Source organism: Synechococcus sp. Lug-A (genome assembly GCF_024345655.1).
GTDB lineage: Bacteria > Cyanobacteriota > Cyanobacteriia > PCC-6307 > Cyanobiaceae > MW101C3.
In genome coordinates this window covers 208,170-224,488 of the sequence record NZ_JAGQBN010000002.1, presented here as the reverse complement: position 1 = coordinate 224,488, position 16,319 = coordinate 208,170, and the positions used below count along the sequence as shown (strand labels likewise).

Sequence of the window (16,319 nt, the reverse complement as noted above, 5' to 3'; positions counted from 1 at the left end):
CTCAGCCGGCTGGCAGCCACTGGGCCTGGCGCACCGGTTTGTCGATCAAGGTGAGCTCGAGGCTGAACGGATCGATCAGGGCGGGCTGGGCCTCGCGGCGCTGGGGCGGACCGCCGGCAGGGGTGTCGAGCTCCAGGCGGCGCAGGGTGAGCAGCAACCGTTCGCCGGTGGGGTCGTAGTGGAGGCCGGTGCCCGGCTCCAGCTCCCAGCCGCTCAGCTCACGGCGTTGCAGCACCCTCCCGTTGCGATCGAGGGCCAGCAGGATCAGCCGCGGCTCAGCGATGCCCTCGATCAGCAGCGCCCACACCCGTTCGCCGCCACGGGAGCAGGCGCTGGCCACCAGCCCGGCGCTGCCGATCCAGAGCGGACGCGGGGCCTGCCCCGGCTCCACCAGCTCCAGCGAGCGCCGGAAATCGGGCCAGTGCCGCACCAGCAGCGCCCGCCCCGCCACCGGGCAGAAGCTGCTGAGATCGCGGCTGCCGGGCAGGATCTGGCGGCGTGGTTCCCGCGGCGGCAGGGTGCGCAGCGACAGCCCCTCCCGCTCCGGCACGATCAGCTCACCGCCGCCAGGCAGCAGCGCCACCGGGCCACTGGCCTCGATCTCGAGGCGGCGACGGCCGCCGCCGCTGAACCACTGCACCAGCTCTTCCGGCCCCTGGGTCAGGGCCGTGGATTGAACCAGCAGATCGCCCTGCCGGTTGCTGCTCAGCTGGGCGTACTGCAGCGCTTCGCGCGTGAAGCGATCGATGCCCGTCTGGCGCACCCTACCCAGATCGGGCTGCAGCGGTGCGTCCATGGCGGCCACCCGCGCCAGGTTGCGCTCCTGCAGGTTGAGGCGCCACACCTGGTGACGCCCCTGGTCGTCCCGGCTCACCACCCCCACGCCGGAGCCATCGCCCAGCGGCTCGATCTCGGAAATCGAGCTCCACACCGGTGACAGTGCCGTCCAGCCCCCATCGTGCTGGCGCACCTGCACCTGCTCACCACTGCCCACCGGCACCACGGCCAGCAGATGGGCGCGCGGATCCCATTGCCAGAGGGCCGGGCGCATCGGCAGGCCGCGCCGGTCGTCGCCCTGCAGCTGCAGCCGCAGCGGGGTGACCAGCCGCTGCCCCTGGCCCGGCAGCAACAGCAACGGGTTGCCACCGCCCTGCAGATCGAAGCGCAGCGGCGGCTCCAGGCGGGTGCGGGCCGCCACAGTGGGGGGATTCATCGGCCGGCTGAAGCGCAGGTTCAAGGCCGCCGGGCCGGAGCTGGCCGCCGCCTGCTCCAGCGCCAGCAGCCGCGGCGGCCGATGCAGCAGCACCTGCTGCTGGGCGACGGCCAGCAGCACGCCAGCCAGCAGGGCCAGGCGCAGGGCCCTCATGGTTCGAGCGGCCGCGCCGGCCGGGGGATCGGTCGCACCGACTCCGCGCGGATCACGCTGCGGGTCTGGCCGTCAAAGCGCTCGGTGTCCATCACGCCACGCAGCTCCAGCCACTGATCGGCCTTGGGCAGCGGCCGGCCCTGAGGCCACAGCACCGGCAGCCCCACCGGCGTGGCATCCACCAGACAGCAGCGCACCAGCAGGCGGGCCAGCTGGGGACGATCCCCGGGCACGGGAAGCACGAAGCCGCTGATGCGCACCGGATCGCCCGCATGCAGCTTCGGGTCGGGCTGACTGCGCAGTAGGCGCACCCACTCGGTGAGGCTGCGCTGGCCCGGCGGCACCACGAAATTCAGGCCCGGCTCATCGAGCAGTTCGCGGTCGCGGTTGGCGGCGAGATCGGCGAACGAGGGCCGCGGTGGCACCAGCAGCACGGCGATCGCCACCACCACGCCCACCAGCAGCACGGTGCGTTGCCGCGGCGTGGGGGCGGCGCCACCCCCTCCCACCAGCTCCAGCAGCGCCACGACCACCAGCACCATGCCGCTGATCCACACCAACGGATGGAACACGGCCCTCAGCAGCAGATCCAGCCGGCCGCTGATGCCGCTCTGGAGCAGCACGGCCCCCCACAGCCCCAGGCCGAGGGGCCGCAACCAGCGGCCGCCGCGCAGACGTCGGGGGAGTGTCACAGCAGCCACAGGTTCACCCACTGACCGATCAGCAGCACGACCAGCACGGCGCTGACGGCCGTGAGCAGGATGGCGCGCGGACGCAGCAACACGCCGAACAGCCCCACCAGCTTGATATCGATCACGGGCCCAAGCAACAGGAAAGCCAGCAGGGCACCCGGGGTGACCTGGGCCGCGAAGCCCAGGGCCAGGAAGGCATCCACGCTGGAGCACACCGACACCACCAGGCTCAGCAGCATCAGGGCCAGGATCGAGAGGGTGGGGGCCCCACCCACCGCGAGCAGCCAGGGCCGCGGCACCAGCGTCTGCACGAGGGCGGCGATCACGCAGCCGAACACCAGCAGGGCCGCCAGCTCGATGAACTCCCGGCTGCCATGGCCCAGGATTTCCGCCAGCGGAGCGCGGGGCGTGCGGCGTGGAGCAGCCGCCAGGGCCTGGGCCGCCAGCGGGTCAGCACCGATCACCCCGCTGCGGCGCTCCAGCAGGCTGACCTGGCTGAGCGGCAGCACCAGCCGCCGTTCCTCCAGCAGCGCCGGCTGCAGCAGCGCCGCCTCCGGCAGGTGGGCCAGCAGGGTGGCGAGCACGAGCGCGATCAGCACCGCCCCCACGGGCCGGGCCACCAGCAGCCAGGGCTGGTTGGGGAAGGCGGCCCAGGTGCTGGCCACCACGATCGGATTGAGCACCGGTGCCGCGAACAGGAAACCGAGCGCCGTGGCCAGCGGCGCCCCGGTGGCCAGCAGCTGACGCGCCACCGGCACATTGCCGCATTCACAGGCAGGCAGGGCAAAGCCGAGCGCGGCACCGGTGAGCGGCCCCAGCAGCGGATGGGCGGGCAGGCGCCGCACCCACTGCCCGCCCGGGCTGAGCCAGCGGGCCAGGGTGGAGATGGTGACCCCGATCAACAGAAACGGCATCGCCTCGATCAGCAGGGCCTGAAACAGGGCCCAGGCCGTGGCCAGACGTTCGGGGCTCACAGGACCGGCTGAAACCAGGTGGGAACGGCCTCATAGCAGGCGGCGTTCTTTTCGTTCTCCCGGGCCTCCACCTTCCAGCAACAGGCGCGGCCGCCATCGCGCGCCAGCAGCAGCTCGTTCGCCCACCCCCACACCAGCTCGGCGCTGCTTTCCATGCCCACGTTGTCCATCACACGCAGGTCGAGGGCGCCCTGGCTGTGCAGCGCCTGCCACTGGGGCAGCAGCGGGTCGTCGGCATTCACCAGGAAGGTGTGATCGAACTGAACGGCCAGCCTCGCCTCAAGCGGCTGCAGGGAGGAGAAATCCACCACGAAACCGTTGGCATCCAGCTGGGTGGCCCGGAACCACACGGTGAAGCTGCGGCTGTAGCCGTGCACGAAACGGCAGTGGCCGGGATGGCGCCACTGGCGATGGCAGCAGGGGTAGCCGCTGAACCGTTTGGAGCAGGTGTGGGCCGCGGTCATGGCAGGGGAGCGTGGATCGCCGCCTCTCGGGGGGTGTCAGTCTTGGGGGATCCTTTCGCCCCGCCGCGAGGTCTAGCGCGGACACCACCATGGAGGAACGCCATGCTGCCGCTGCGCCGCCCACAGCGGCCGGTGGCGGGCCAGCCACTCAGATCGAAGCGCCCCTCGTGGAGCCGGCCTGGATCGATCAGCTGCGTTTCGATGCCGCCGGCCTGATTCCGGCCGTGGCCCAGGACTGGCTGGATGGGGCGGTGCTGATGGTGGCCTGGATGAACCGGGAAGCGATCACGCGCAGCCTGGCCAGCGGCGAGGTGCACTACTGGAGCCGTTCCCGCCAGGAGCTGTGGCACAAGGGAGCCACCAGCGGCCACTTCCAGACGCTGCACGGCCTCCGCTACGACTGCGACGCCGACGTGCTGCTGCTGACGATCGAGCAGAAGGGCGGGGTGGCGTGCCACACCGGGGCGCGCAGCTGCTTCTTTGCCGACGGCGAGCCGCACGCACAGGCGGCGGCGCCGGCTGTGGCGCTGCCGCCGCCGGCCGATGCCTGCACCGAGCTGGCACGGGTGATCGTGGCGCGGCGCGAGCAGCCGGAAGCGGGCAGCTACACCAACAAGCTGCTGGAGGGGGGCGATAACCGCATCCTCAAGAAGATCGGCGAGGAAAGCGCTGAATTCGTGATGGCCTGCAAGGACGACGATGCCGCCGGCATCGCCGGCGAGGCCGCCGACCTGATCTTTCACCTGCAGGTGGCGCTGGCCCATCACGGGGTCGAATGGCGCCGGGTGCTGGAGGTGCTGGTCGAACGCCGGGGGGCGCCCCGGCGTCACGGCTGAACGGGGACCGGCCCGGCAGCCGGTGCAGGCAGCGGCTGGCCGAAACGGCTGGGCTGGGCCTGCAGCCAGCGCAGGGTGGCCCGATCCCGGGCCGTGAGCGCCAGCACTGGCTGGCGGCCGGGCACCGCCGCCAGGGCATCGGCCGGATCGTCGCTGTGGCCCCACAGGCCGAAGGCATGGCCCAGCTCGTGCAGGGCGGTGGCCTGAATGGCCAGCTGACGCTGCCCCGGGCTGATCAGCACCTCCACCCGCGGCTCCAGCCGCCAGCGACCGCCCCGCTGCACCTCCAGCACCTGCAGCGAGGCGCGCCCGTGGCTGGCACGCAGGCGCCCGCCCAGCTCCCGCAGCGGCGGCCGCTGACGCCGCACCAGCACCTGCGCCTGCGCCGGATCCGTCACCCGCACAATCACCAGCTCCTCCGCCCAGCTGGCCAGCGCCGTATTCACCGCCTGCTGCCAGCGACTCTCCAGGGACGCCGCCGCAGCGGGGGCAATGGCTCCAGAGGCAGCGGCAGGCTCCACCCAGACGCACCAGCGCGCCAGGCGCGCCCAACCGGCGGGCGTGGGCGTCAGCCGGTGGCTGTAGCCCACTGGGGGCTGCGCGGAGAGGGAGGAAGCTGCTGGATCAGGTGGGGGCTGAACGGCCTGCAGGCCGGCGGCTGTATCCGTACCGCCAGTGGCGCCTGGGCCGGTCCGCCATGGCCGTGCGGCTAGCGCCGGTGGGCAATCGGTGGTCGGATCCAGGGCAGCAGGCGCCGGGCCCCGGCCTGAAACCTCGCCCACTTGAACTGGAGGGAGATCCACCCGCGCTGCCTGCCACGACCCCGAATCCGGGAGGGGAAGAGCGGTGACCTGGCCGGCTGGCCAGACCAGGCAAGCAGCGAGCGCCTGGACCAGGAAGCGCCGCAGCCGGCAGGGCCGAAGCCGCACGGGACGCCCCAGCTCAGGCCGCCAGGCCCACGCCGCGAGCCATGAGGGTGGCCAGCAGTGGAATCAGCGCGAAGCCCACCAGCTCGATATTGAGGATCCAACGCAGACGGCCTGCCAGGGCCTCACTCACCTCGGGCAACTCCCCCTTGCGCAGCGGCAGGGCCCAGAGGATGTAGGTGATGGTGGGGTACAGGGAAAGGCCACCCACCGCGAGGTAAAGACCCACCTTCCACCAGAACACCGGGTTTTCGGTGTAGAAATCGGCCCCCTGGCCGTAATGCAGCACCCGCAGGATGCCGCTGAGCAGCAGGGTGAGCGCCGCAATGCCGTACACGATGTCGGTGATCACCAGGGTGGTGGCCACCTCCTTGCTGGGGTTCGCCCGGATCAGGCGCCGCTCCAGCACCAGCGCGCCGAAGCACAGCATCACGCTGATGTAGTGCAGATAGGCCGCACCGGCACTGGGCAGCACGCCGGTGGGAAACACGAAGGCGGGCAGCGGGGCGAGGTGCGCAGAGAGGAGCGGTGCGAAGGCGAGCATCGCCAATGGGGTCAAATCTGCGGGGACGGTAGCGGCCTGACGCCGCCGATCGCCCGCAACGACAGGGCAAGCGGACGCAACGACAACTCAATATGCAGCAGATCCGCCGCACCTTGCTGTGTTTCACCATCATTTAGGGGCAGATTCAGGTAGGGATAACGGAACGGAACAGCCCCATAATTGCCACTGGAACCTGAGAAACTGGAAGTCTTTCTATAGCTCCTCTTTTATCTTCAAAAGCACCGTAGGGTCGAAACAGATATCAGGAACATATGGCTAGCTCACTCAGTGCCTTTCTTGGCGAGATCGGCAGACATCAACTGCTCAGCCCCGCGCAGGAACTCATGCTGGGCCGCAAGGTTCAGGCCATGGTGGAGATCGAAGAACGTTGCGGCGCAAGCCGACGCAACGGCGAACCCACCCCGCTCACGAGCATCGAAACACGCACGGTCCGCTATGGAATGCGCGCCAAGGAGCAGATGATCGTCGCCAACCTGCGCCTGGTGGTGAACCTGGCCAAGCGCTACCAGGGCAAGGGCCTTGACCTGCTCGACCTGATCCAGGAGGGCACGATCGGCCTGGCGCGGGCGGTGGAGAAGTACGACCCCACCCGCGGCCACCGCTTCAGCACTTATGCCTATTGGTGGATTCGTCAGGGCCTTAGCCGTGCCCTCTCCACCCAGAGCCGCATGATCCGGATTCCGGTGAATGTCAACGAGAAACTCACACGGCTGCGGGCCGCCAAGGCCCAGCTGCTGCAGCTCAATGGCCTGACGCCCACATCGCGCGAGCTGGCCGCCTGCATGGACATTCCCGTTGCCGATGTGGAAGAGCTGCTGGGCTGCGAACTGCGCAGTGTCACCGTGAGCCTGCAGGGCATTGTGAAATCAAAGGCGGATCCCTCCGAGCTGGTGGATGTGCTGCCCAGCAATGAAGTGCCACCGATGGAGCGGGCTGAGCAGGAGGAGCGGGCCGCCACCGCCTGGAACCTGCTCGAAGTGGCCCAGCTGACAGAACGGGAGCGCACGGTGGTGATCCTGCGCTTCGGGCTGGACGCGCAGCACGAGTGGCGCACCCTTGCCGAAGTGGCACGCCAACTGGGCTGCAGCCGCGAATACTGCCGCCAGGTGGTGCAACGCGCCCTGCGCAAACTGCGCAAGGCCGGCACACAAGCAGGCTTGGCGGGCGTGGCCTAGGCCGTGATCACCGTCCTCTCCAGCAAGAAGTCCGCCCTGGAACTCTGGAAGCGTGGCCGCGATGATGAACAGATTCGGTGCTTGGGAGTGAGTGATGACGCCAGGAGAAGCCACCCCAGGCGACGCTGGTTTTGAATCTTCCGGCTTCAATGCCGATGGTTCCGGCGATGCCGACCGCACCGTGGATGCACAGGTGCTTGAAAGCAGCGTGGTGGATGAGGGGCTGCTGCAGCGGCTTCTGCGGCGCGCCGGCCGAGCGATCGCTCTGCCCGCGCTGGAATGTCTGGAATTGCTGCTCGATGGCCAGACCCCGCCGCAGGTGCGCCTCACGATGCTGGCGGCACTCACCTACCTGCTGCTGCCCCTCGATCTCATCCCTGACTTCGTGCCAGTGGCCGGCTTCAGCGATGATCTGGTGGCGCTCACCGCCCTGCTGGGGCTCACCGGTAGCCACCTCACCCCGGATATCCGGTCACGGGCACGCCGCAAACTGGATCGCTGGTTCCCGCCCACCCGTTGATGGCCTCCTTCACCTCCCCGCAACTGGAGGATCTGCAGACCTTCCTGAAGGAATGGATGCGTCACCATGGCCGCACCCAGTCGGATCTGCGCCGGGCGTTGCGGGCCGGTTCCATCCGCATGCCCGTGCTGCTCGAAGAACTGCAGCGGCTGGAGCAGGAGGAGGGCTTGGCCCGGCTCGCCGCCCAGCTCTGCGCCATTGAGGAGCAGTGGCTGGGTGAGCAGCTGGAGGGCCGTCCGGATGAGCAGCTCGATGGACAGCTGGATCTGTTGCTGCAGGAAATCCTGCAGGACGGCGAGAACTGATCCCCGCAGGCAGAGTGGGAGCATTCACCTCCCTCCGATGCTGCCCCCCCGTCGTCCACCAACCGGCCCAGCCATGGGCCGATCGCTGATGTTGCTCGTCAGCGGCTCCCTGATCAGCTTCGGCAGCCTTGGCGCTGTCCCGGCCTTCGCCCAGCGCGAGGGCTACCTGCTGGGTCCGGGCAGCAACGTGGGTCCCGCCACCCGCATCGTGCCCACCAACTGCGTCACGGCGGCCGATGGCTCGGTCACCTGTGACACCAAGATCGAGAACCCTCCTGGCGACACGCGCGCCAAACCCCAGTTCACCCCCTTCGGTAACTGATGCGCTGGAGCCGTGGCAAAGCGGGAGACGAGGCCTTCCTCCATCTCGTTGACCGATTCGAGCGCCAACTTGCCAAGGTGCTCTCATTGATTCTCTGCATCGTGCTGCTGGCGGCCGCCGTCCAGTTCGTCGGTGCGGTGATCCAGCAATTCATTGATCCCAACACAGGCTGGCTGGGCGACGATCTGATCCGTCTGCTCGGCGATCTGCTCACGCTGCTGATCGCCCTCGAGGTGCTGCAGAACGTCACCGCCTATCTGCGCCATCACGTGGTGCAGATCGAGCTGGTGCTGATCACGGCGCTCACGGCCGTGGCGCGAAAGGTGATCGTGCTGCCTCCGGGCTCGGAAGACAAGCCGATGCTGCTGGTGGGTCTCGGCCTGGCCGTGCTGTCGCTGTCGGGGGGTTACTGGCTGGTGCGCCGCGCGGAGATCACAACCCTGAACGCCAGTGCAACGCCAGCCAGAGCGTTCCCGGAGCAGGATCCGTAGCCTCCACACGGTGCAGCCGTCCGGGGGCGATCCGCAGCGTGTCGCCCGCCACCAGCTCCCGGCTGGTGGGTTCATCGGCGAAGGCCAGGCGGGCACCACCGCGCAACACCAGCACCCACTCCTCCAGCGCCTGGCTCTGCCATTGCCCGGCAGGGGTGGACCAGGCGCAGGAATGGATCCGCTCCAGCCGTAGATCGGGGGTGTCGAGCAGCAGATCCAGCCGCTCTTCACCCGGCGGCGGACAGGTGCTGGCCAGCAGATTGTCGGCACCCTGAACGGCAGGCGGCAGGTGTTCGCCCCAGCGGCGGCCGATCTCAAAGCCGTGGCGGCTGGCCAGTGCCACCACCTCGTGATGGCTGCTGCAATCGCGCAGGGCCTGCTCCACGTCGGGGTCGGCGTCGCTGAGGGCCACGAAGGCCACCAGTTGGCTCACCTTGGCGCGGAACTGCTGAAGATCGCTTTCGGCCATGGGCCCTGACGCTGAACCTGTCCATCATCCCGACGGGGCGGAATCGAGGGTTTTGTGCATCAGCGAGCGCCGGAACGACACCCCTCCCAGTTCCAGATCCTCCATCGCCATCACCTGCCAGCCCTGGCGCTCAAACAGCGGACGGGAGATGAAGCTGGCCTCCGTGCGCAGGGAGGCCACCCCAGCGGTGCGGGCCAGGGCTTCGAGGGCCTGCAGCAGGGCGCCGGCCCGGCCCTGGCGGCAGGAACGGCCGCGGCAGTACAACAGCGAAACGCGATCCAGCGGCTCCAGCACGGCGAACGCCTCGATGGGCGGCACGGGATCGGTGCCGGAGGGTTCACCCTCACTCACCAAGCCGAATCCCCGCTCCAGAGTGAGCCTGAAGTCCGGGCGGTTGAGCGGCAGACCTGCCCAGGCCGCCACTTGTTGCGGGCTGTAAAGCGCAGGGGCCTGGGTGTGCACGGCATCGCGATACACCTCGATGACGGCGGTGTGATCGTCGGGAGTGAGACGACGGATCAGCACGGCTGCAGCCTGGCAAAAGCGCCGTGCCTTAAAGCGAGGGGGAACGAAGTGTACATTCGCTGCAGCCATGGGTTTCGTTATCTTCCCAGTTATTCACCCATGCCTGAGTGTTGACGAGGAGAAGAGGACGAAGCTGCCATGCTGAAGCTGTGGGTTGGTGCCGGATCCGCAGCGGGCCGATGGACACCTCAGCACAAAGTGGCGGGCCTCCATCGGCATCACATGGCCACTGTTGACGGACCGGGGCGTACTCCCGAGGCGTTTCGAGGCGCTGATCTTTAAGCACGATCTGGCCACCGTGAAATCGCAGAGTGAGGCGATGGTGATCGCATGCGATCGATCCATCGTGTAAGTTGTAGAGCGCAAGGCACGTACAACGGAGAAGATCTCATGATCAAAGGAGCAGATTTGCTGGCCAAGGTCAAGGAGATGGGCGACGTCGGGAAATCCGAAATCGTTCGCGCCTGTGGCTATGTTTCCACCAAGAAGGATGGCTCCGACCGCCTCAACTTCACAGCCTTCTATGAGGCGCTGCTGGAGGCCAAGGGTGTGGATCTGGGTGCCACCAGCAAGATGGGCAAAGGTGGCCGCAAGCTCAGCTACATCGCCACTGTGCAAGGCAATGGGAACCTGCTGATCGGCAAGGCCTACACCGCGATGCTGGATCTCAAACCCGGCGACGAATTCGAGATCAAGCTGGGCCGCAAGCAGATCCGGCTGATCCCCGCCGGCAGCGAAGATGTCGAGGCCGACGACTGATCCACCCGTCCCTGGCGCCACCACCCATGCCACTTCCCTGCGCCCACACCTCTGACCCCGGCCCCGCCGCCCTCAGGCGGCTCCGGCTGGTGGCCTGGCTGGTGGTTGTCGCCGTGATCCTGCTGGCCTGGTGGCCCCGTCCGGCCTGGGGAGACACCCCCACCCTGCAGTCCAGCGGCGCCCAGCTGTTCGAGAACCACTGCGTGGGGTGTCACATCAACGGCGGCAACATCCTGCGGCGCGGCAAAACCCTGAAGCTGGCCGCGCTGCAGCGCCAGGGCATCGACGGCCCCGACGCCATCGCCAGGATCGCCGCCGACGGCCAGGGCCAGATGAGCGGCTACGCCAAGGTGCTCGGCGACGGCGGCGACCAGCTGGTGGCGGCCTGGGTGTGGGAGCAGGCCCTGCGCGACTGGAAACCGGCCCCTCCCGTGGGCTGAAGGAACAGCGCGCTCAGGCGGCGAACGCAACCCCTCCGCGCTTCACGGTCGCAACGTCATCCGATCGCCTGGATCCACGGGTACACCTGCACCTCGGTCCAGATGCCCTCGCGGGCATACACATCGGCGTGCACCAGCGCTTCCACCTGCTCCAGGGCGTCCGCCTCATACAGGCCGAACACATGGGTGCTGCCTTCGGTGGGTCCGAGCGTGAGCAGCACACCCTCCGCATGTTGGCGGTGCAGGCCGTCAAGGTGCTCCTGCCGAAAGGGGGTGCGCCGCGTGAGGGCGTCCTCGCAGTAGGTGCCCCAGAGCACGAATTTCGCCATCGCCGTGGTCAGCGGGTTGCAGGCTCCACTGTGCCGCCCCGCCGCCGCCGGCAACGCTCGGAGCAATACCGCACCTCCTCCCACACGGCGCTCCAGCGGCGGCGCCATTGGAACGGCCTGCCGCACACCGGGCAGATCTTGGTGGGGCGGTCACCACGCCGCGACGGCCGGTTGGCAGGCTGTTGTGCTGCCATCCCACCTCCTACGTTGAACAACGCTTCCAGTCCACCACCATGACGCTGGCAACCGCGCCGATCGGTCAGGTCGTCGTGCTGGTCACGCTGCCCCAGCTCCCCTCCCTCCACGACCGCCTGCGGGCGATGGGATTGCGGCCGGGCTCCGAAGTGCAGGTGCTGCGCCGTGGCTTCCCCGGCGGTCTGCTGCATGTGCGTTGCGGGCAGGTGGAATTCATGCTGCGGCGCAGTGATGCTGCGGAGATGGCGATCCGACCGCTGGCTGCTTGATCCGCTCAGCCCAGTCCAAGCAGCAGGCCGCCCTGATAGGTGAGCAGGGCCATCACCCAGGCCAGCGTGAACGACCAGGCCAGCGACACCAACACGAACACGCGGCTGCGCGATTCCTGCCACTGCACCGCCACCGTGGACAGGCACGGGGTGTAGAGCAGCGTGAACATCATGAAACTGACGGCCTGCAGCGGCGTGATCGCCTGCACCAACGCTCCGCCCAGGCCCGCCTGGCTGGTGGCATAGATCACCGCCATCGCCCCCAGCAGGATTTCCTTGGCCACGAACCCGAAGATCAGCGACACCGTGAGGGCGGGATTCATGCCGATCGGCCCGAGCAGCGGCTGGAAGGTGCGTCCGATCATTCCCGACAGTGACAGGCCGGAGAGCGGATCCACGCCAGGCGGCAGGTTGTTGAGCAGCCACACGGCGATCACGCCGATCACGATGAACTGGCGGGTGGTGAAGAAGAAATTCACCATCTGCTGCCAGGCGCGCTGCAGCATGGTGTCGAGACTGGGGGTGCGGTAAGGGGGCAGCTCGAGCACGAATCCCTCGCGGCCGCGGTACACGTGCTTGAACAGCAGTGCCGTGAGCACCGCCGCCACAAAGCTCATCACGTAGAAGCCGAACACCACCAGCCCCGCCGCCCACCAGGGGCGAACAAAAAAGGCGCCGGCCATGAACACGAACACCGCCAGCCGCGCCTGGCAGAGCGAGAACGGGATCACCAGCATCGACAGCAGCCGCCGGGGACGGTCGCGGATCACCCGGGTGCCCATGATCGCCGGCACATTGCAGCCGAAGCCCATGATCTGCAGCACGAAGCTGCGGCCATCCATGCCGAGCCAGTGCATGAAGCCGTCCATCAGGAAGGCGGAGCGGGCCAGATAGCCGGAATCTTCGATCAGGGAGATCATCAGATAGAAGAGGAAGATGATCGGCATGAAGCTCACCACAGTGGTGAGCCCGAGCCAGAGCCCATCGGTGGCCAGGTGCACGAGGAAGGGCGAGAGCCGCAGCGACTGCAGCAGCGGCAACAGCAGCCGGGTTTCCACTGCATCGGCGGCAGTGCCGAGCAGCTCCTGCAGTGGCGTGCCGATCGCGTAGATCGCCTGGAACATGGCCAGCATCACGACCAGGAACGCCAGCACCCCCACCGCCGGATGCAGCAGGAAGCGGTCGATGCGGTGGCTGAGCCGGTCGATCAGGCCATGCGGTGCCTGCACACAGGCCGCAGACAACGCCTGCAGGCGCGCGTCGAGTGCATCGGGCTCGAGCCGGGCCGGGGGCGGGAAGGTGGTCGCCTCCAGGCGATGAATCTGATCGAGGAGATCCGGCACCCCGCGACCGCTGCGGGCGCTGATCGGCACCACCGGCACCTGCAGGTCTTCACTGAGGCGGACCGCGTTCACCTTCACGCCGAAGCGCGCGGCTTCGTCGCTCATGTTGAGCGCCACGATGAATGGCAGGCCGGTGGCGCGCAGCTCCAGGGCGAGGCGCAGCTGGGTGGCGGCGCGGCTGGTGTTGATCACCAGCACGATCAGGTCCGGCGGGGCTGTGGCCAGATAGCGGCGCACGATCGCCTCGTCTTCGCTGCTGCCCTTGAGGTCATGGATGCCGGGCAGATCCACCAGTTGGTAATCGTTGCCGAAGGCATCGCTGGGCAGTTCACCGCGCAGCAGATCCACGGTGAGGCCCGGCCAGTTGGCCACATGGGCGCGGCCGCCGGTGAGCTTGTTGTAGAGGGTGGATTTGCCGGTGTTGGGCATGCCGATCAAGGCCACCTGGCGCACCCCGCCCGGCAGCGCCGCCGCCGAGCCGGACGTATGGCAACCCTGGGTGATCGCAGGCATCCCCTCACGTTAGGAGCAGAAAACAAGGCGCAGCCCTCAGCGCGCTGAGGTAGGCGCCAACCAGACCATCGCGCCTCAGCTGGCGATCCAAAAGCAACCCGGATGACCCGCACGGCCCATCCACCAGCGATCCAGGCGGCCAGCGATCAGCACGCCAAGAGGCGAACCTGATGGCGATCCGGCCACGGCCGCTCCCAGGCCCGCGCAGATCGCCATGCTGGGGTCAACAACGCCAACGGACGCTCCATGCAGATCACCACCTGGCAGGCAGAAGCTGCCGGAGCCCCGCTGCAGCGCAGCAGCGCCGAGCTGTTGCCTCCAGGCCCCGGCGAAGCGCTGCTGGAGGTGCTGCACTGCGGCCTGTGCCACAGCGATCTGTCGATGCTCGACAACCACTGGGGGATCAGCAGCTATCCGCTGGTGGCCGGCCATGAGGCGGTGGGCCGGGTGGTGGCGGTGGGCGAAGGGGTGCCGGAAACGCTGATCGGCCAGCTACGCGGCCTGGGCTGGATCGCCGGAAGCTGCAGCCACTGCGCCCTGTGCCTCGGGGGGGATCAGAACCTCTGCGCCGACCTGGAGGCGAGCGTGGTGGGCCGCAGCGGCGGCTTCGCCAGCCATGTGAAAGCCCAGCAGGACTGGCTGATCCCCATCCCCGACAGCCTCGATCCAGCCCTGGCGGGCCCCCTGTTCTGCGGCGGCATCACCGTGTTCGCGCCCCTGATCGACGAGGCCGTCTCCCCCACCGCCCATGTGGGCGTGATCGGCATCGGCGGGTTGGGCCACATGGCGCTGCAGTTCGCCCGCGCCTGGGGCTGCCAGGTGACCGCCATCACCACCAACCCCGCCAAGGCGGAGGAGGCGCGCGGCTTCGGGGCCCATGAGATCCAGCTGCTGGGCGATCTGGCCGCCACGCCGAACCGCTACGACCTGATCATCAACACCACCAACCAACCGCTGGATTGGGACGCGGTGGTGAACGCCCTGGCACCGAAGGGCCGGCTGCACCAGCTCGGTGTGACGCTGGAGCCCATCCCCTTCAATGTGTTCCCGTTCATCGCCGGACGGCGCCAGTTCACCGGCAGCCCCACCTCCTCACCCGCCAGCCTGCTGAAGATGATGGAGTTCTGCGCGCGGCACGGCATCCAACCCCAGGTGGAAAGCCTGCCGATGCACGAGATCAACACCGCCATCGCCCGGCTGCGCAGCGGCGACGTGCGCTACCGCTTCGTGCTCGACGGACCGGCCTGAGCCGGACGCCAGCGCCTCAGGCGCCGGCGGGAGCACGGCGGAACACCAGCACACGGTTGTTGGCCGGCAGCGGCAGGTCTGCGGCCGCCAGCAGACCCACCGCCCTGGCGCAAGCGAGCAGCTCCAGGCTGTCGCGCACCCCCATGGCGGGATCGATCGCGCGCAGGTGGGCGTCAAAGGCGGCATTGCTGGCGCTGGTGTGCACACCGCCGTCGTGGAAGGGGCCGTAAAGCAGAAACAGCCCATCCGCAGCCAGCACCCGGGCACTGCCGGCGAACAGAGCGGGCACGGCCGCCGCCGGCATGATGTGGGCGGTGTTGGCGCTGAACACCGCATCGAACGGACCGGCCGGCCAGTCAGGCTGGGTCACATCCAGCTGCAGCGGCGGCAGCAGCTGGCCGACGGCTGGCGCGCCGTCGGCGCTGGCGTGCGCCTGGCGCCGCCGCAGCCCCGGCAGGTGCTCAGTCCGGTCGCTGAGTTGCCAGCGCACGGGCAGGTGCTGGCTGAAATGCACGCCGTGCTGGCCGGTGCCCGAGCCCACCTCCAGCAGCTGTGCACGCCGGTCGGGGGGCTGGGGCAGCCACGTGCGCAGCGCCTCCAGCAACGGCTGCTTGTTGCGCTCGCAGGCTTCGGAGAAGGGCAGATCGAGCGGCTGGGGGGGCATGGGCAGGGCGCTCAGCTGTCGAGGGCCTGACGCAGGCCGGTCAGATAGGCACCTGCCGCCGCCGGCACCGACTCCGCAGCGGACGCCGCCGCCGCCATCACCTTCACCAGCGCGCTGCCCACGATCGCGCCATCGGCGCCCCAATCGCGCACCTGGCGGGCCTGCTCCGGCCCGGAGATGCCGAAGCCCACGGCCACCGGCGTGGGCCCCATGGCCTTGAGTTGCTGCACCAGGCCGCCCACGCGCATTTCCATCGCCGCACGCACACCGGTGACCCCGGTGACGCTGACCAGATAGGTGAAGCCCCGGCTGGCGGCGGCGATGCGCCCCATGCGCTCGGATGGGGTGGTGGGGGCCACCAGCAGCACCAGATCAAGCCCCTCCGCCGCGGCGATCGGCGAGAGCCGCTCCGCTTCCTCCAACGGCAGATCCGGCACCACCAGGCCGGCGGCGCCGGCAGCGGCGGCCTCACGGCAGAAGGTTTCCATGCCGCGGTTGAGCAGCGGGTTGCTGTAGGTGAACAGCACCAGGGGGGTGGTGAGCTGACCGCGCAGGCCGGTGAGCATGTCGAGCACCTTGCCCGGCGTGGTGCCGGCGGAAAGGGCGCGGCTGGCGGCCGCCTGGATCACCGGGCCATCGGCCAGCGGATCGCTGTAGGGGATGCCCAGCTCGATCAGGTCCGCGCCGGCCTCTTGAAGGGCGAGCAAGGTGGCGGCGGTGGTGGCCAGATCCGGATCACCAGCCATCAGGAACGGCATCAAGGCGCAACGGCCCTGCGCCTGCAGCTGGCTGAACCGTGCCTGGATGGCCGTGGTGCCGCTGGCGGCGACATTGCTGGACGGGGTGGCGCTCATTCGGAGCCGAATCCTGCACGCTCTGGCCGTGAGCCTATGGGGTCGCTGGCAGGACGGCCCAGCAAGCCCTGGGCC

General features: G+C 68.8%; 23 protein-coding genes. 10 read left to right on the top strand and 13 right to left on the bottom strand.

The annotated features are described in order from the left end of the window. Nucleotide 1: 1 nt before the first annotated feature. Genes KBY86_RS02575 through KBY86_RS02560 form a run of 4 tightly spaced genes read right to left on the bottom strand, consistent with a single transcriptional unit; the run spans nt 2 to nt 3,496 of the window. Entirely contained in the window at nt 2-1,366 is a 1,365-nt protein-coding gene (locus KBY86_RS02575) for a hypothetical protein (RefSeq protein WP_255140044.1), read from the bottom strand. Beyond that, a complete protein-coding gene (locus KBY86_RS02570) occupies nt 1,363-2,058 on the bottom strand; it encodes a TIGR03943 family putative permease subunit (protein ID WP_255140043.1) in 696 nt (231 codons plus the stop codon). The genes KBY86_RS02575 and KBY86_RS02570 overlap by 4 nt, the downstream gene beginning before the upstream one ends. After that, nucleotides 2,055-2,972 carry a permease gene (locus KBY86_RS02565; RefSeq protein ID WP_399220999.1) on the bottom strand — a complete coding sequence of 306 codons (918 nt, stop codon included), beginning with the start codon at nt 2,970-2,972 and terminating at the stop codon, nt 2,055-2,057. The genes KBY86_RS02570 and KBY86_RS02565 overlap by 4 nt, the downstream gene beginning before the upstream one ends. 56 nt (nt 2,973-3,028) lie before the next feature. After that, nucleotides 3,029-3,496, bottom strand: coding sequence for a 6-carboxytetrahydropterin synthase (locus KBY86_RS02560; protein ID WP_094510917.1), 468 nt, complete (start codon nt 3,494-3,496; stop codon nt 3,029-3,031). An 89-nt stretch (nt 3,497-3,585) separates the two neighbouring features. On the opposite strand from KBY86_RS02560, the gene hisIE reads away from it, so the two are divergent. Continuing rightward, the gene (gene hisIE, locus KBY86_RS02555; RefSeq protein ID WP_255140041.1) at nt 3,586-4,332 is read left to right on the top strand and encodes a bifunctional phosphoribosyl-AMP cyclohydrolase/phosphoribosyl-ATP diphosphatase HisIE; all 747 of its coding nucleotides are present in this window, start codon (nt 3,586-3,588) and stop codon (nt 4,330-4,332) included. On the opposite strand, the gene KBY86_RS02550 is transcribed toward hisIE, so the two are convergent. Together KBY86_RS02550 and KBY86_RS02545 are read right to left on the bottom strand one after the other, a co-directional pair. Beyond that, a complete protein-coding gene (locus KBY86_RS02550) occupies nt 4,323-4,922 on the bottom strand; it encodes a peptidase (RefSeq protein WP_255140040.1) in 600 nt (199 codons plus the stop codon). The genes hisIE and KBY86_RS02550 overlap by 10 nt on opposite strands. Nucleotides 4,923-5,274: 352 nt before the next feature. Beyond that, nucleotides 5,275-5,802 (bottom strand): DUF2214 family protein, encoded by a 528-nt coding sequence (locus tag KBY86_RS02545; protein WP_255140039.1) that lies wholly within the window; start codon nt 5,800-5,802, stop codon nt 5,275-5,277. 272 nt (nt 5,803-6,074) lie between these two features. Here KBY86_RS02545 and KBY86_RS02540 point away from each other — a divergent pair, with 272 nt between their 5' ends. From KBY86_RS02540 to KBY86_RS02520, 5 genes are all read left to right on the top strand, one after another. Further along, on the top strand, nt 6,075-6,998 hold the full coding sequence (locus KBY86_RS02540) for an RNA polymerase sigma factor RpoD/SigA (RefSeq protein ID WP_255140038.1): 924 nt from the start codon (nt 6,075-6,077) through the stop codon (nt 6,996-6,998). A gap of 94 nt (nt 6,999-7,092) precedes the next feature. Next, entirely contained in the window at nt 7,093-7,518 is a 426-nt protein-coding gene (locus KBY86_RS02535) for a YkvA family protein (protein ID WP_233132810.1), read from the top strand. Further along, a complete protein-coding gene (locus tag KBY86_RS02530; RefSeq protein ID WP_094510920.1) occupies nt 7,518-7,823 on the top strand; it encodes a hypothetical protein in 306 nt (101 codons plus the stop codon). The genes KBY86_RS02535 and KBY86_RS02530 overlap by 1 nt, the downstream gene beginning before the upstream one ends. Nucleotides 7,824-7,896: 73 nt before the next feature. Next, a complete protein-coding gene (locus tag KBY86_RS02525; protein ID WP_315855829.1) occupies nt 7,897-8,145 on the top strand; it encodes a hypothetical protein in 249 nt (82 codons plus the stop codon). Continuing rightward, nucleotides 8,145-8,636 (top strand): phosphate-starvation-inducible PsiE family protein, encoded by a 492-nt coding sequence (locus KBY86_RS02520; protein WP_255140037.1) that lies wholly within the window; start codon nt 8,145-8,147, stop codon nt 8,634-8,636. Before KBY86_RS02525 ends, KBY86_RS02520 begins: the two co-directional genes overlap by 1 nt. Here the strand turns inward: KBY86_RS02520 and KBY86_RS02515 are convergent. Further along, a complete protein-coding gene (locus KBY86_RS02515) occupies nt 8,578-9,105 on the bottom strand; it encodes a Nif11 domain/cupin domain-containing protein (RefSeq protein ID WP_255140036.1) in 528 nt (175 codons plus the stop codon). The two genes, KBY86_RS02520 and KBY86_RS02515, sit on opposite strands and share 59 nt — an antisense overlap. Nucleotides 9,106-9,129: 24 nt before the next feature. Next, a complete protein-coding gene (locus KBY86_RS02510) occupies nt 9,130-9,630 on the bottom strand; it encodes a GNAT family N-acetyltransferase (protein WP_255140034.1) in 501 nt (166 codons plus the stop codon). A 390-nt stretch (nt 9,631-10,020) separates the two neighbouring features. On the opposite strand from KBY86_RS02510, the gene KBY86_RS02505 reads away from it, so the two are divergent. Both KBY86_RS02505 and KBY86_RS02500 read left to right on the top strand, forming a co-directional pair. After that, entirely contained in the window at nt 10,021-10,389 is a 369-nt protein-coding gene (locus KBY86_RS02505; protein WP_094510925.1) for an AbrB family transcriptional regulator, read from the top strand. Nucleotides 10,390-10,415: 26 nt separating this feature from the next. Continuing rightward, entirely contained in the window at nt 10,416-10,829 is a 414-nt protein-coding gene (locus KBY86_RS02500) for a c-type cytochrome (RefSeq protein ID WP_255140033.1), read from the top strand. Nucleotides 10,830-10,885: 56 nt separating this feature from the next. Here KBY86_RS02500 and KBY86_RS02495 read toward each other — a convergent pair whose 3' ends face one another. Both KBY86_RS02495 and KBY86_RS02490 read right to left on the bottom strand, forming a co-directional pair. Continuing rightward, nucleotides 10,886-11,158 carry a YciI family protein gene (locus KBY86_RS02495; RefSeq protein ID WP_094510927.1) on the bottom strand — a complete coding sequence of 91 codons (273 nt, stop codon included), beginning with the start codon at nt 11,156-11,158 and terminating at the stop codon, nt 10,886-10,888. 8 nt (nt 11,159-11,166) lie between these two features. Then, nucleotides 11,167-11,352, bottom strand: coding sequence for a DUF2256 domain-containing protein (locus KBY86_RS02490; RefSeq protein ID WP_094510928.1), 186 nt, complete (start codon nt 11,350-11,352; stop codon nt 11,167-11,169). Between the two features lie 39 nt (nt 11,353-11,391). Between KBY86_RS02490 and KBY86_RS02485 the strand changes: the two genes are divergently transcribed. Next, complete coding sequence (locus KBY86_RS02485; protein ID WP_094510929.1) at nt 11,392-11,622, top strand: FeoA family protein; 231 nt, start codon at nt 11,392-11,394, stop codon at nt 11,620-11,622. Between the two features lie 5 nt (nt 11,623-11,627). On the opposite strand, the gene feoB is transcribed toward KBY86_RS02485, so the two are convergent. Then, nucleotides 11,628-13,478: a ferrous iron transport protein B gene (gene feoB / locus KBY86_RS02480; RefSeq protein WP_255140032.1), complete on the bottom strand. Its 1,851-nt coding sequence runs from the start codon at nt 13,476-13,478 to the stop codon at nt 11,628-11,630. Nucleotides 13,479-13,724: 246 nt separating this feature from the next. Between feoB and KBY86_RS02475 the strand changes: the two genes are divergently transcribed. Next, entirely contained in the window at nt 13,725-14,726 is a 1,002-nt protein-coding gene (locus tag KBY86_RS02475) for an NAD(P)-dependent alcohol dehydrogenase (protein ID WP_255099582.1), read from the top strand. A gap of 16 nt (nt 14,727-14,742) precedes the next feature. On the opposite strand, the gene KBY86_RS02470 is transcribed toward KBY86_RS02475, so the two are convergent. Beyond that, the gene (locus KBY86_RS02470; RefSeq protein WP_255140031.1) at nt 14,743-15,390 is read right to left on the bottom strand and encodes a DUF938 domain-containing protein; all 648 of its coding nucleotides are present in this window, start codon (nt 15,388-15,390) and stop codon (nt 14,743-14,745) included. An 11-nt stretch (nt 15,391-15,401) separates the two neighbouring features. Beyond that, nucleotides 15,402-16,244: a tryptophan synthase subunit alpha gene (gene trpA / locus KBY86_RS02465; RefSeq protein ID WP_255140030.1), complete on the bottom strand. Its 843-nt coding sequence runs from the start codon at nt 16,242-16,244 to the stop codon at nt 15,402-15,404. Between the last annotated feature and the right edge of the window lie 75 nt (nt 16,245-16,319).

Bases quoted from the DNA above. Each gene is read 5' to 3' on its own strand.
- KBY86_RS02530 (WP_094510920.1), top strand. From the start codon at position 7,518: ATGGCCTCCTTCACCTCCCCGCAACTGGAGGATCTGCAGACCTTCCTG.
- KBY86_RS02495 (WP_094510927.1), bottom strand. From the start codon at position 11,158: ATGGCGAAATTCGTGCTCTGGGGCACCTACTGCGAGGACGCCCTCACG.
- KBY86_RS02535 (WP_233132810.1), top strand. From the start codon at position 7,093: ATGACGCCAGGAGAAGCCACCCCAGGCGACGCTGGTTTTGAATCTTCC.
- feoB (WP_255140032.1), bottom strand. From the start codon at position 13,478: ATGCCTGCGATCACCCAGGGTTGCCATACGTCCGGCTCGGCGGCGGCG.
- trpA (WP_255140030.1), bottom strand. From the start codon at position 16,244: ATGAGCGCCACCCCGTCCAGCAATGTCGCCGCCAGCGGCACCACGGCC.
- KBY86_RS02560 (WP_094510917.1), bottom strand. From the start codon at position 3,496: ATGACCGCGGCCCACACCTGCTCCAAACGGTTCAGCGGCTACCCCTGC.
- KBY86_RS02475 (WP_255099582.1), top strand. From the start codon at position 13,725: ATGCAGATCACCACCTGGCAGGCAGAAGCTGCCGGAGCCCCGCTGCAG.
- KBY86_RS02485 (WP_094510929.1), top strand. From the start codon at position 11,392: ATGACGCTGGCAACCGCGCCGATCGGTCAGGTCGTCGTGCTGGTCACG.
- KBY86_RS02540 (WP_255140038.1), top strand. From the start codon at position 6,075: ATGGCTAGCTCACTCAGTGCCTTTCTTGGCGAGATCGGCAGACATCAA.
- KBY86_RS02515 (WP_255140036.1), bottom strand. From the start codon at position 9,105: ATGGCCGAAAGCGATCTTCAGCAGTTCCGCGCCAAGGTGAGCCAACTG.
- KBY86_RS02500 (WP_255140033.1), top strand. From the start codon at position 10,416: ATGCCACTTCCCTGCGCCCACACCTCTGACCCCGGCCCCGCCGCCCTC.
- hisIE (WP_255140041.1), top strand. From the start codon at position 3,586: ATGGAGGAACGCCATGCTGCCGCTGCGCCGCCCACAGCGGCCGGTGGC.
- KBY86_RS02490 (WP_094510928.1), bottom strand. From the start codon at position 11,352: ATGGCAGCACAACAGCCTGCCAACCGGCCGTCGCGGCGTGGTGACCGC.
- KBY86_RS02470 (WP_255140031.1), bottom strand. From the start codon at position 15,390: ATGCCCCCCCAGCCGCTCGATCTGCCCTTCTCCGAAGCCTGCGAGCGC.
- KBY86_RS02545 (WP_255140039.1), bottom strand. From the start codon at position 5,802: ATGCTCGCCTTCGCACCGCTCCTCTCTGCGCACCTCGCCCCGCTGCCC.
- KBY86_RS02565 (WP_399220999.1), bottom strand. From the start codon at position 2,972: ATGCCGTTTCTGTTGATCGGGGTCACCATCTCCACCCTGGCCCGCTGG.
- KBY86_RS02520 (WP_255140037.1), top strand. From the start codon at position 8,145: ATGCGCTGGAGCCGTGGCAAAGCGGGAGACGAGGCCTTCCTCCATCTC.
- KBY86_RS02505 (WP_094510925.1), top strand. From the start codon at position 10,021: ATGATCAAAGGAGCAGATTTGCTGGCCAAGGTCAAGGAGATGGGCGAC.
- KBY86_RS02575 (WP_255140044.1), bottom strand. From the start codon at position 1,366: ATGAGGGCCCTGCGCCTGGCCCTGCTGGCTGGCGTGCTGCTGGCCGTC.
- KBY86_RS02525 (WP_315855829.1), top strand. From the start codon at position 7,897: ATGGGCCGATCGCTGATGTTGCTCGTCAGCGGCTCCCTGATCAGCTTC.